The sequence below is a fragment of the Flavobacterium sp. EDS genome, assembly GCF_020991525.1.
In the GTDB taxonomy this organism is placed as follows: Bacteria; Bacteroidota; Bacteroidia; order Flavobacteriales; family Flavobacteriaceae; genus Flavobacterium.
Genome location: NZ_JAJMOZ010000005.1, coordinates 14,225 through 27,714, shown reverse-complemented (window position 1 = coordinate 27,714; position 13,490 = coordinate 14,225). Strand labels below are relative to the sequence as shown.

Sequence of the window (13,490 nt, the reverse complement as noted above, 5' to 3'; positions counted from 1 at the left end):
CGGTTTTAGTGAATTAGCAATTAAATTAATTTTTACAGCTATATAATCAGATTAGCGATTAACCGATTTAACAAAAAAAGAAGATGTCAGAAAGTTTAGTTGTGCCAACAATGGCAGAAATGCTAGCCCAAGGAAAACAACCAGAAGTTTTATTTTGGGTAGGTTGTGCAGGAAGTTTTGATGATAGAGCTAAGAAAATCACAAAAGCATTTGTTCGAATATTAAATCGTGCAAGTGTTTCTTTTGCGGTTCTTGGTACAGAGGAAAGTTGTACTGGCGATCCTGCAAAACGTGCTGGAAATGAATTTTTGTTTCAAATGCAAGCTATGATGAATATTGAAGTTCTGAATGCTTATGAAGCAAAAAAAATAGTTACAGCTTGTCCACATTGTTTTAATACATTAAAAAATGAATATCCTGAATTGGGTGGTCAATATGAAGTAGTACATCATACTGAATTTCTTAAGTCTTTACTAGATGATGGGCGATTGACAATTGAAGGTGGCCAGTTTAAAGGAAAGCGTATTACTTTTCATGATCCGTGTTATTTAGGTAGAGCTAATAAGATATATGAAGCGCCAAGAGCATTAATTGAGAAGCTTGATATTGAGTTGGTCGAAATGAAACGCTCTAAAGCAAACGGATTGTGTTGTGGAGCTGGTGGAGCTCAAATGTTTAAAGATGCTGAACCAGGAACAAAAGAGATTAATGTAGAGCGTACAGAAGACGCACTTGAAACTAAACCAGATATTATTGCTGCAGGTTGTCCGTTTTGTAATACAATGTTAACTGATGGTATTAAGCACCAGGAAAAAGAAGATTCTGTAAAAGTTTTAGACATTGCAGAATTGATTGCAAATGCACAGGATCTTTAGTTTTTAGGAGTAAAGGTTGAAAGTAGCAAAGGTTCAAAGTAGCAAAGGTTCAAAGGAACAGAGGTTCAAAGGGACAGAGGTTTAGAGTGATAAAAGTTTTGTTATGAGGTTTTAAAAAAACTTGAAAAGTTTTTTTAACCTGAAACCTGAAACCTGAAACCTGAAACCTGAAACCTGAAACCTGAAACCTGAAACCTGAAACCTGAAACCTGAAACCTGAAACCTGAAACAAAAAACAATAACATAAAATAAAATAATTAAAATGTATATCCCTTTTGAAAATTTACCTGGTGAATCCAGAATTTGGATTTATCAATCAAACAGAAAATTTTCTGATGAGGAATTTTCTGAAATAGAGTCTGACTTAAAATCCTTTGTTGAAGGTTGGGCAGCACACGGAACAAGTTTAGAAGCTTCATATGAAATGAAATACAATCGATTTATTATATTGGCTGTAAATCAAGATGTGCAAGCTGCGACTGGTTGTTCTATTGATAGCTCAGTTGAATTTATTCAGAGTTTAGAGAAGAAGTATAATGTTGATTTACTTGATAAAATGAACGTTACATTTAAACTTGGTGAGCACATTGCGCATAAACCTTTGATTGATTTTAAGAAAATGGTTAAAGATAAATCAGTATCTGAGAATACGATTGTTTTTAATAATCTTGTAAATAATATAGAAGAATACAACGAGTCATGGGAAGTTCCTGCAGCTGATAGCTGGCACAGTCGTTTTTTCTAAGAAGATACCCAAATAATATTGAAGGCATGAGATTATATTTCATGCCTTTTTTTTGTGTCTCAGAATGAAATTAATATGTTGTATTAAGGAGTTTTATGTGATTCGTTATCTTTAAAATTTATTATGAGTTTCTTATGAAAAAACATAATTTATCACCTAGCCCCGATGGAAACGATATCCCGCGTTTTTTCTGTACGGATTTAGTGTACAGCGGGTTCGGTGGTTCTGTTGAATAAAAATGATTCTGCTTCTAAAAAAGAATAAAAAATAGTTTAGTGGTTTTGAAATGCCTTTAGATGCTTGTTTGGATCGATGGAATTACTTTTTAACTTAAATTTCACTTCTATCAAACGCTATTTTTGAGTACTTTCGTAGTACTAAAATTAATACATGAAAATAGCAATAGTTTGTTATCCTACTTTTGGAGGGAGCGGAGTCGTGGCAACTGAGCTCGGCCTTGAATTAGCAAGACGTGGTCACGAAATTCATTTTATAACTTATAGCCAGCCTGTTAGGTTAGCACTCTTGAATCCTAATGTACATTATCACGAAGTAAATGTTCCAGAATATCCTTTGTTTCATTATCAACCATATGAATTGGCTTTGTCCAGCAAATTAGTTGATATGGTGAAGTTGTATAAGATTGAATTGCTCCACGTACATTATGCTATACCGCACGCATATGCTGGTTATATGGCGAAGCAAATGCTTAAAAACGAAGGAATTCATATCCCGATGATTACAACGCTTCACGGGACTGATATTACTCTTGTAGGGAATCATCCTTTTTATAAACCTGCAGTGACTTTTAGTATCAATAAATCAGATTATGTGACTTCGGTTTCACAGAGTTTAAAAGATGATACTTTGAAATTATTTAATATTAAGAATAAAATTAAGGTGATTCCTAATTTTATTGAACTGGATAAAGTAAAGAAAGACCCAGATGCTCCTTGTCATCGTTATGTTATGGCTAAGGAAAATGAGCGTATTATTACTCATATTAGTAATTTTAGAAAAGTAAAACGTATTCCGGATATTATTAAGATTTTTTATAATATTCAGAAAGAAATACCTGCTAAACTGATGATGGTTGGTGATGGTCCTGAAAAGGAAAAAGCCGAAATTTTATGTCAGGAATTGGGAATTTACGATAAAGTAATCTTTTTTGGAAACAGTAATGAGGTAGATAAAATTTTATGTTTTACGGACTTATTTTTATTGCCTTCTGAAACAGAGAGTTTTGGTTTAGTAGCACTTGAAGCTATGTCTTGCGGAGTTCCTGTAATTTCAAGTAATTCGGGTGGATTGCCAGAAGTGAATTTTGATGGATATTCTGGGTATTTAAGCGATGTTGGTAATGTCGAAGAAATGTCTGTAAATGCCTTAAAAATTCTTAAAGATGATGCAACTTTAAATGAGTTTAAAGCAAATGCTTTAGAAGTTGCTAAGAAATTTGATATTAAAAATATCTTACCTAAGTACGAAGCTTTATATCAAAAAGCGATTAACAATTATAAGGAAATTAAGTAATTATTAATTTAAATAATTAAAAATGAAAAAGATACTAGGATTGTTTGTTTCGGTTTTTGTGATTTCTTGTGGGGCTACTAAATCTGTAGACAAAAGCACGGGTTTGTATGAAGTATTAACACAACAAAGTGATGGCGGTGGAAATATTCGTTTTTTTGAAATCTTAAGCGAACCCAATGAAATCATGATGTTGAAAAGTGATGAGTCTTTAAAAGGTAAAATAAACCAAGATGATATTAATAAATCAAATTATGTTATCTTGAATATGGGGGAAAAAAATACTGGAGGCTATTTTATTGGTGTTGAAAAAGTGGAAGAAACAGATACTAATATTGTTATTACTGTTAAAGAAACTGCTCCTGCTCCTGATAGCATGGTAATGCAGGTGATTACTTATCCTTATGCGGTTGTGAAAATAAATTCTAAAAAAGACATTATTATTAAATAAAAAAAAGATCCTGTGGCTTAAGCTACAGGATCTTTTTATAAATACATTTTATTAAAATTGAAATTTGATTCCTAATCCGATATCAAATCCAAAATTATCATCGTCATAATATCCAGAACCAATTTCTGGTCTTGCATCTAATGAAAGTAAGATAGGTACTTCTTTAAATCCGTATTCAATACCTATATTTCCGGCAGCAAATACAAAAGTTCCATTGTCTTTATATTGGTTGTAATCGTGACTCCAGCTACCGATACCACCACCGACACCTGCGTACCAATTAAAACCTTGATCTATGTTCCAAACCCATTGGTAAAGACCTACTAATTTAAACGCATCAACGTCTCTACTGTTTCTCCAACCCAAATCTGCTTCAATTCTATTATTTTTAGATAATGCTCTTTGGTAAGAAATTTCTCCTCCAAATCCGTGATTATCTCCTAAACGCAAACCAAGTGCATTTTTAGAAATATCTTGTGCCTGGGCAGTAAATGCCAATCCTAGCAGCATAATAGCTGACAAAATTATTTTTTTCATAAGTAAGTATTTATTTTGACAAAGTTATTATATGAATTATAAGTTAAATTTACAGAAAATTTGTTAATTGTTTCATAATTCACATTTTTAGTTTTCAAAACATTTTCATTAATGAATAATGATAAATTTATTTAGGGATAAAACGTGATGTAATTAGTTGGTTACTTATGTTGTCTTCCATTTCAAAAAGGTTCTCTTCTTCTTGGAAATTCATTTGGGAGTAATGAAATAGCTTCCATCTTTTTTTGTGGTATTCTAATGCTGTTAAGTTTTCAATCCAGTCACCAGAATTTAGATAAAGTGTTGATCCATTTTTGTTCTCTTTTTTTATGATTTTTGGTTCATGTATGTGTCCGCAGATTACATAATCATATTTTTTTTCTATTGCCAAGTCTGTTGCAGTAGTTTCAAAATCAGAAATATGTTTGACAGCTTTTTTTACACTGGCTTTGATTTTTTTTGAAAAAGAATAAGGTTCCTTGTCTATTTTAGATAAGCACCAGTTTACAAAACGATTGGTTAAAATGAGGTAATCATAACCTATTCCACCGAGTTTTGCAATCCATTTTGAGTGCTGTACAGAAGCATCGAATACATCTCCGTGAAAAATCCAAGCTTTTTTATCATCCAATTCAAGAATTAATTTATCAACTAGAGCAAAACTACCCATAGTCATTTCGCTGAATTTTCTTAATATTTCGTCGTGATTTCCAGTTACATAATATACTTTTGTTCCCTTAGAAGCGAAACCAATAATTTTTTGAATTACTTTTAAATGAGACTTTGGGAAGTAGGATTTGCGGAATTGCCATGCATCTATTATGTCTCCATTTAGTACTAGTATTTTTGGTTTAATGCTTGATAAATAATTGCTTAGTTCTCTGGCATGGCTTCCATAGGTTCCTAAGTGTACATCTGATATTACTACAACTTCAACATTTCTTTTTTTCAATTTTTTTCAATTTGATGTTTAACAAATTTAAAGAATCTACTATTGATTTGTTTTTAATAAAAAGTTATCAATTTTCCTTCAACTTTAAGAAATCGTGATGATTATGCAAGTTAATCTTTAGATAATAATACCAATTTTAAATTTTTTAATTTAATTCATAAAACTTACATTTGCTCAAAACTAATTACAATGGCGGGAAATAGCTACGGAACACTATTTAAAATTACAACATTTGGAGAATCACATGGGGAAGCTTTAGGCGGAATTATAGATGGTTGTCCTTCTGGAATAACATTAGATCTTGAGGCAATTCAGTTTGAAATGTCTAGAAGAAAACCAGGACAATCGGCAATAGTAACTCAACGAAAAGAACCAGATGATGTACAATTTTTATCAGGGGTTTTTGAAGGAAAAACTACTGGTACTCCAATTGGTTTTATTATTCCGAATACAAATCAGAAATCAGATGATTATTCGCATATAAAAGATAATTATAGACCTAGTCATGCAGATTATGTTTATGATAAGAAATATGGTTTTCGTGATTACCGTGGCGGAGGTCGTAGCTCTGCTCGTGAAACAGCCAGTAGAGTAGTTGCAGGAGCTATTGCGAAACAAATGTTACCAAATATTAAGATTAATGCTTATGTTTCGTCAGTAGGACCAATTCATTTAGATACGCCATATCAGGAATTGGATTTTTCTAAAATAGAAAGTAATCCCGTTCGTTGCCCTGATGAAGTAAAAGCGGCAACGATGGAAGAATATATTAGAGATATAAGAAAACAAGGAGATACTGTAGGTGGTGTTGTGTCATGTGTGATTCAAAATGTACCTGTGGGTTTAGGTGAACCTGTTTTTGATAAACTACATGCAGAATTGGGGAAAGCTATGCTTTCTATTAATGCTGTAAAAGGTTTTGAATATGGAAGTGGTTTTTCGGGGTCAGAAATGAAAGGAAGTCAACATAATGATTTATATAATACTGATGGAACTACCAAAACCAATCTATCTGGAGGTATTCAGGGAGGAATTAGTAACGGAATGGATATTTACTTTAGAGTAGCTTTTAAACCTGTTGCAACAATTATGCAAACTCAAGACTCATTGGATAATAAAGGAAATATCACACCAATGACCGGTAAGGGGCGCCACGATCCATGTGTTGTTCCTAGAGCTGTACCAATTGTTGAGGCTATGGCAGCAATAGTTCTTGCAGATTTTCATTTGATAAACAAAACATATTAGAGAAATACGTAAGACAGGAGAGCGTCTTATATTTAATTAATAAAAAAACACTTGATGAATAATAAAACAGAAACCAAAAAAACATCTTTTTTCAGAGGCCTAACTGGGCAAATTCTTATCGCAATGTTTCTTGGTGCTACATTAGGTATTATATTGCATAATACAATTTCACATGAAGCAGCAGTAGAGTTTAGTAATAAGATAAAGATGCTAGCTACTATTTTCATTCGTTTAGTACAAATGATAATTTCTCCCTTGGTGTTTACAACTTTAGTTGTTGGAATTGCTAAATTAGGAGATATAAAAACAGTAGGTAGAATTGGAGGAAAAGCTTTAGCATGGTTTTTTACAGCTTCTTTTGTATCATTGTTAATAGGGTTGTTTTATATCAATATCCTTCAGCCAGGAGTTGGGTTAAAATTAGATCATGTTGATATGACTGCGGCGACTGAAGTAACAGCTAAAACAACAACTTTATCATTTGAAAATTTTGTTGAGCATATCGTTCCTAAGAGTATTTTTGAGGCAATGGCAACTAATGAAATATTGCAGATTGTTGTTTTTTCTATATTTTTTGGATTAGCAGCAGCTTCATTAGGAAGTAGTGTGAAACCTGTTATAAATGCTTTAGACAAAGTCTCACATATTGTTCTTAAAATGGTAAACTACGTAATGAACTTTGCTCCAATTGGAGTTTTTGGAGCCATTGCTGGGGTATTTGCAGTAAGAGATGCTGGAGAATTAGCGATTACATATTTTAAATTTTTCGGATCATTTTTAATCGGGATTAGTTCTTTGTGGGTTGTTTTAATTTTAGTAGGTTATATTTTTCTAAAAGGGAGAATGACTGAATTATTAAGACGTATTACTGGACCTGTTGCAATTGCTTTTGGGACTACAAGTAGTGAAGCTGTTTTTCCTAAATTAACTGAAGAGTTAGAGGAATTTGGAGTAAAAGATAAAATTGTTTCGTTTATGTTGCCGTTGGGTTATTCTTTTAATCTTGATGGTAGTATGATGTATATGACTTTTGCAAGTATTTTTATTGCTCAGTTCTATGGTATACATTTAGACATAGGAACTCAAATGGTAATGCTTTTGGTTTTAATGTTGACAAGTAAAGGTATTGCAGGAGTGCCAAGGGCTAGTTTGGTTGTTGTTGCGGCTACATGTGGAATGTTTGATATTCCTATTGAAGGAATTGCTATAATCCTGCCAATTGATCACTTTTGTGATATGTTTCGTAGTGCAACAAATGTATTAGGAAATGCTCTTGCAACATCGGTAGTAGGAAAATGGGAAGGTGATAAAGAAATTAATTTTGATGCTCCTGAGGAGATTGATAGTTAACTGAAAGAGATTTAAGGAAGGACATTTTTATCAAGAGGAGATATTCTTCTCTGTTTATAATTATATTTTAAGGAGTTGTATTTTATTTATAGAATACAACTCCTTTTTTTTATTTTTAAATGTATATTTGATAAAATTTTATCTATTTATGCCTGTAAATCGTATTCTTTTTGTTTTTTTTTGGATGATTTGTTTAGGGCAACCAGTATTAGCAAAAACAGAATTACCATCTGAGGATGAAATTTTAAAAACCACTAATGTAGCGCTTAAGTATTTAAAAGAATCCGATTTTGAAAAATCATTGATTGTTTCACGTGTTGCATTGCAACAAGCATTAATGGCTAAAAATAATAACTTAATTGCTGTCTCATACAATATTATTGCTACAAATTACAATGAGTTTTCAGAATTTGACAAAGCAATATTCTACTATAAAAAAGCGCTTTCCTTTGCTAATAAAACAACTAATAATGTTTTAAAAAATAGAATTAATAATAACTTAGGTAATGTGTATTGTTTTGAAAAAAAACTATACAAAAAAGGAATAGAGTATTATATAAAATCTCTCGAGTACAGTAAAAAAGAGAAAGATACCGCACTTGTTTATTTAATTAATTTAAATATTACCTGGGCGTATTTTGATATTGACGAATTTAAATTAGCCCAACCATATTTTGATTATATAAAGGAGCATCATAAGGAGCGATCTAATGAGTCAACAATTGTTGTGTTTAATATGCTTAACGGAATGTATTATTCCCATATTAAAGATAATGCTAAAGCTCACAGTTATTTTATTGAAGCAATTAGACGCGGAATTACTGGTGCTGAAAAATCTGATTTATTGTATTCGTATATTGAGTATTCTATGTTTTTGGATAAAATTGGAGATCATAAAAACGCGTATAAGTATATTATTAAGCACAATGAAATAAATGAAAAAATATACAATGAAGAAAAATTAAAAAAAGCAGAAAGAGCAGGTTTTAATCTAGAATTAGATGAATACAAAAGACAGATTGGTAAAATAGAAATTGAAAAAAGACTTCAAGATCAGAGTCTAAAGAAATCTAGAATAATAGTTTTATTATTTATTTTAACGTCATGTATTTTTCTGATTTTGATAGTTACGCTGTATAAAAACGTTATTTTTAAAAAAAAGTCCAATGCAAAGTTGTTATTTGCAAATGAAGAACTTATTAAAGCCAAAGAGCAAGCAGAAGAAGCTTCAGTTCTTAAAACACAATTTATATCTACAATCAGTCATGAATTAAGAACACCTTTATATGGTGTTGTAGGAATAACTAATATGTTACTAGAAGAACATAAAGAATTGGCAAGAAGTCAGCATTTGAGTTCTTTGAAATTCTCTGCTAGGTATCTATTATCTTTAGTTAATGATATTCTTCAAATTAATAAAATTGAAGAAAATAAAATTGTACTTGAAAGTTGGACTTTTAACATGTCTGATGAGATTAACATGATAAAGAATTCGTTGTCTTTTTTATCTCAAAAGAATAACAATCAGATTACTGTAATTATTGATCCAGATATCCCAGAATATTTAATTGGCGATAAGTTGAGATTTTCTCAAGTATTGATGAATTTGGTGAGTAATGCTTTGAAATTTACTAAAAATGGGGAAGTTAATATTATCGCAAATTTGGTTGAAGTTATTGGTAAAGCAAATTTTATTGAGTTTCAGATAAAAGACACTGGGATGGGAATTGCTGTTATTGATCAGGATAAAATTTTTGAGAAGTTTGTACAGGTTGGTAGGAACGAAGAAGATTATCAAGGAACAGGTCTGGGATTAACAATTGTAAAACGGTTGTTAGGATTATTTGGAAGTACTATCTCGTTAGAAAGTAATATTGGGAAAGGTACGATATTTACATTTACAATAGTTTTTGAGCATGATTTAGAGAAAACAAAAAGTATAATTAATGAAATTCAAGTTGATTTAACCTGCAATCAAATGTTTAAAGTCTTAGTCGTTGAGGACAATTTGATTAATCAAATTGTTACTAAAAAAATTATTGAAAAGAATAATTATAGCTGTACAGTTGTTGATGATGGGTATGCTGCTTTAGAAATATTGGATATTGAGGATTTTGACGTTGTTTTAATGGATATTAATATGCCAATGATGAATGGGTTTGAAACAACACGTAAAATACGCTTAAAGGGTATAAAAACACCTATTGTGGCTTTGACAGCTTTTGATAAAGATGAAATTACTGATGAAGCAATTTCTGCGGGTATAAATGATATTATAATTAAGCCTTTTGAATCTGTAAAATTATTCAAGATTATAAATTGCCTCATTGTAGAAACAAAAAACGTTGGTTAATACCAACGTTTTTTGTTTTGTTTAGATGCATTTGATTTTCTTGATTTATGTGCTCCACCGCTTCGGTTTGAGTTTTTAGGCTTGTCTGTTGCAGTTGCTTCTGGACTTCCAGCGTGCCATTGGTAAGGATGATCAGTTACGGTTTTTACATCAACTTTTATTAGTTTTTGTATGTCTTTCCAATATCCATGTTCATCTTTACTGCAAAATGAAATTGCAATTCCTCCATTTCCAGCACGCCCCGTTCTACCGATTCGGTGTACATAGGTTTCTGGAATATTAGGTAAATCAAAGTTGATAACATACGGCAGTTGATCAATGTCAATACCACGTGCAGCAATATCTGTAGCTACAAGAACGCCAACTTCTTTATTTTTGAAAGCATCAAGTACACGCTGTCTTGCATTTTGAGATTTATCACCGTGAATTGCTTCGGCAGCGATATTGTTTTTTCTAAGTGCTTTTACAACATTATCAGCTCCATGTTTTGTTCTTGAGAAAACTAAAACATTTGATAAATCTTCATTTTTTATTAAATGATATAGCAGGTTTCTTTTTTCTGTTTTTTCAACGAAATAAACGCGTTGTTCTACATTTTCGGCAGTAGATGAAACTGGTGAAACTTCGACTTTTGCCGGATCTTTTAAGAACATTTCGGCTAGTTCACGAATTGCAATTGGCATTGTAGCCGAGAACAATAATGTTTGTCTGTTTTTTGGAGTAAGTTTTACAATCTTTTTTACATCATTTATAAATCCCATGTCTAGCATTTGATCTGCTTCATCTAACACTAAAACATGTAAATGATCTAAATCTAAGAATCCTTGTTTTTGTAAATCAAGTAATCTTCCTGGAGTTGCTACCAAAATATCAACTCCTTTTTTAAGGGTGTCTACTTGTGGGTTCTGAGATACTCCACCAAATATTGTAAGTTGAGTTAAGTTGGTATATTTAGCATAAGTTTCAAAACTTTGCCCAATTTGTACTGCTAACTCTCTGGTAGGTGTTACTATAAGTGCACGAATTTGTTTGGCTTTTTTTGATGAACCTACAATTCGGTGTAATTGATGTATGATAGGAATAGCAAATGCTGCAGTTTTTCCAGTACCTGTTTGGGCACACCCTATTAAATCTCTTCCTGATAATACAATCGGAATAGATTGCTCTTGGATAGGAGTGGGGTTTGTGTAGCCTTCTTCAAATACGGCTTTTTGTATACTTTTTGAAAGTGATAAGTCTTCGAATAACATATTTTCGGTATTAAGAATTTAGTTTTAAGTACTAAATTTCTGTGCAAAGATAGGTTTATTCAGTTAATCGTTTATTTGATTATGGTTTTATTTGGTAAATGAGGGTATTAATTAGATTTTTTGATAATTAGATTTTATGAAATCTGTAACTAAATAGCCTATTAGTTTACCTATTAAATGATTGTTTTTTTCTTCGCCTAAATCAGGTGCTCCCTCACAAATATGAATATAAGCAGCGTTTTGATGATGTCCAAAATAAGATATAAACTGTCGTAATTCTTCAATAGAAAAACCACTTAAGGTCATGGCGCTACTTGCAATGTTAGGAATTGCATCCAAATCTATCTCGATTCCGTAGATATCTGTTTTTACAAAGTCTAAAGCAAATTGCATTTCGGCATTGAAGTCCTTTTCCTTTCGAATTTTTAGGCTGTCATAGGTATTGTATCGAACACGATCTTCTATTTTTTTGATAATATCTAATACACTTTTTGAGGTATAATTTTCGTGTAGACCAAATATGAAATATTTTTTTAGGAATCCTTCTTCGTAGGCATATGAAAATCCATTGCCACTATGTCTTCCTTCTAGAATTCTAAAATCAGAATGTGCATCAAAATTAACTGCGTTTATCGGTTTTCCATGAGCAAGAGCAGCACCTTTTATGTTTCCGTAGGCATTATTATGACCTCCGCCAATAATAATTGGGATTTTTCCTGCTTTGATAACGTTAAATATGACATGCGAAACTTCTTTGTCAACTCGCTCTACAAGTTGACTTAATTTTGATCGGTCGTCGATGTCATTGAAATCAAGATGTTCTACTTCTTTCATTTCTTGGCGTACATCAATTTGTCCTAAAACTACAATGTGATTGCCCTTGCAAAATCGATTGTGTTGAATGTTTGCAATACTCTTTATGGCACTATTCCAAGCAGATGCAGCTCCAGGTCTTCCGTAGTTGGCGCGTATACCAATATCTTCTGGAATTCCTAAAAGAACGTACTTTGCTTCGCAATTTTTAAGAAAATTAATTACGTCAGTACCTTTTGGAACTATAAGCATTTTTTCGCCAAATTTTATTTCACCACTTCTGTGATTTGTAACTTTGGCTAAGTCGTTAATAGTAAAAGGGATTAGTTTTTCCATAAAAAAAATATATTTCCCAAAAATAATATATTTGTAGCAACTTACGTTATTAGCTTATATTAATTATTAAATTTGTTTATAAAAATTATTTAAAATATGGAAAATCAAAAGAAGAACAACTCAAGTCTAAAGGCAGTAATAGCAGTTTTAGCAATTTTATTGGTAGGTAGCTTAGTGTATATATTTAAGATGACATCTGATTCTGATGTTGTTAAAAATGAGCTTACTACAACATTAACAGAAAAAGAATCTGTTATGAAAGATTTACAAGAGTTAAAAGCAACTTATGATGCTGCAATTGCAGAAAACACATCTATGTCTGACGAATTAATTCAAGAAAGAGACAAAGTAGTTGGTTTAATGGATGATTTGAATAAAACGAAAGGTGATGTATCTAAGTTTAGAACTCAGGTTCAAGCTATGCAAGGTAAAATGAAAGTTTTAGTAGCTGAAAACGATGAGTTGAAAAAACAAAATGGTGTATTAACTGTTCAACGTGATAGTACAATTGTAGTTTTAGGAGAGTCTAAAAAATTCAATGAAGTATTAGTTGGTCAAAATGAAGAACTAGCTAAAACAGTTGAAAAAGGATCTAAATTATCTATTCTAAATACCAAAACGGCTGCTTATAAATTAAGAAGTTCAGGAAAACAAATTGAAACAGATAAGGCTAGTAGAGCTGATGTATTGAAAATTAGTTTTACAATTGCTGAAAATCAAATTGCTAAATCTGGAGATAAGACTTATTATGTGCAAGTTATTGATAGTAAAAACAATGTTTTAGGCGATAAAAAGACGGAATCATTTGGTGATAAATCTTTAGTATATAGCTTTCAAACAAAAGTTCAATATGAGAATAAAACAGTTGATGTGTCTGAAGATTTACCTGGTAAAAACTTTGAAAAAGGAACTTATTTTATCAACATTTTTGATAATGACGAATTAGTTTCTAAATCTAGTTTCACTTTAAGATAATAAAAAGTACTTAATATTAAAAAGGGCAGTAAAACTAATTTTACTGCCCTTTTTGTTTGAAATTTATTATCTAGA

At 31.5% G+C, this 13,490-nt stretch carries 12 protein-coding genes; 8 read left to right on the top strand and 4 right to left on the bottom strand.

The window, feature by feature from the left end:
* Positions 1 to 83 precede the first annotated feature (83 nt).
* The 4 genes from LPB87_RS09080 (at position 84) to LPB87_RS09065 (ending at position 3,601) form a co-directional block, all read left to right on the top strand.
* Positions 84 to 875: a (Fe-S)-binding protein gene (locus LPB87_RS09080; protein WP_230727691.1), complete on the top strand. Its 792-nt coding sequence runs from the start codon at positions 84 to 86 to the stop codon at positions 873 to 875.
* Positions 876 to 1,137: 262 nt separating this feature from the next.
* Complete coding sequence (locus LPB87_RS09075) at positions 1,138 to 1,620, top strand: ABC transporter ATPase (protein WP_230727690.1); 483 nt, start codon at positions 1,138 to 1,140, stop codon at positions 1,618 to 1,620.
* A gap of 390 nt (positions 1,621 to 2,010) precedes the next feature.
* Positions 2,011 to 3,153, top strand: a complete 1,143-nt coding sequence (gene bshA, locus LPB87_RS09070; protein ID WP_129539109.1) for an N-acetyl-alpha-D-glucosaminyl L-malate synthase BshA — start codon at positions 2,011 to 2,013, stop codon at positions 3,151 to 3,153.
* Positions 3,154 to 3,175: 22 nt separating this feature from the next.
* Positions 3,176 to 3,601, top strand: a complete 426-nt coding sequence (locus LPB87_RS09065) for a protease complex subunit PrcB family protein (RefSeq protein ID WP_129539108.1) — start codon at positions 3,176 to 3,178, stop codon at positions 3,599 to 3,601.
* Between the two features lie 51 nt (positions 3,602 to 3,652).
* Here LPB87_RS09065 and LPB87_RS09060 read toward each other — a convergent pair whose 3' ends face one another.
* Positions 3,653 to 4,138, bottom strand: a complete 486-nt coding sequence (locus tag LPB87_RS09060) for a hypothetical protein (protein WP_129539107.1) — start codon at positions 4,136 to 4,138, stop codon at positions 3,653 to 3,655.
* Positions 4,139 to 4,265: 127 nt separating this feature from the next.
* Positions 4,266 to 5,090 carry a UDP-2,3-diacylglucosamine diphosphatase gene (locus tag LPB87_RS09055; protein ID WP_129539106.1) on the bottom strand — a complete coding sequence of 275 codons (825 nt, stop codon included), beginning with the start codon at positions 5,088 to 5,090 and terminating at the stop codon, positions 4,266 to 4,268.
* Positions 5,091 to 5,279: 189 nt separating this feature from the next.
* On the opposite strand from LPB87_RS09055, the gene aroC reads away from it, so the two are divergent.
* The 3 genes from aroC (at position 5,280) to LPB87_RS09040 (ending at position 10,041) form a co-directional block, all read left to right on the top strand.
* Complete coding sequence (gene aroC / locus LPB87_RS09050) at positions 5,280 to 6,338, top strand: chorismate synthase (RefSeq protein ID WP_129539105.1); 1,059 nt, start codon at positions 5,280 to 5,282, stop codon at positions 6,336 to 6,338.
* A gap of 54 nt (positions 6,339 to 6,392) precedes the next feature.
* The gene (locus LPB87_RS09045; protein ID WP_129539104.1) at positions 6,393 to 7,688 is read left to right on the top strand and encodes a dicarboxylate/amino acid:cation symporter; all 1,296 of its coding nucleotides are present in this window, start codon (positions 6,393 to 6,395) and stop codon (positions 7,686 to 7,688) included.
* 148 nt (positions 7,689 to 7,836) lie between these two features.
* The gene (locus LPB87_RS09040; RefSeq protein ID WP_230727689.1) at positions 7,837 to 10,041 is read left to right on the top strand and encodes a response regulator; all 2,205 of its coding nucleotides are present in this window, start codon (positions 7,837 to 7,839) and stop codon (positions 10,039 to 10,041) included.
* Here the strand turns inward: LPB87_RS09040 and LPB87_RS09035 are convergent.
* Both LPB87_RS09035 and LPB87_RS09030 read right to left on the bottom strand, forming a co-directional pair.
* Positions 10,038 to 11,291: a DEAD/DEAH box helicase gene (locus LPB87_RS09035; RefSeq protein ID WP_230727688.1), complete on the bottom strand. Its 1,254-nt coding sequence runs from the start codon at positions 11,289 to 11,291 to the stop codon at positions 10,038 to 10,040. The two genes, LPB87_RS09040 and LPB87_RS09035, sit on opposite strands and share 4 nt — an antisense overlap.
* A gap of 111 nt (positions 11,292 to 11,402) precedes the next feature.
* On the bottom strand, positions 11,403 to 12,440 hold the full coding sequence (locus LPB87_RS09030) for a formimidoylglutamase (RefSeq protein ID WP_230727687.1): 1,038 nt from the start codon (positions 12,438 to 12,440) through the stop codon (positions 11,403 to 11,405).
* Between the two features lie 96 nt (positions 12,441 to 12,536).
* On the opposite strand from LPB87_RS09030, the gene LPB87_RS09025 reads away from it, so the two are divergent.
* Positions 12,537 to 13,415 (top strand): hypothetical protein, encoded by an 879-nt coding sequence (locus LPB87_RS09025; protein ID WP_230727686.1) that lies wholly within the window; start codon positions 12,537 to 12,539, stop codon positions 13,413 to 13,415.
* Positions 13,416 to 13,490: the final 75 nt, after the last annotated feature.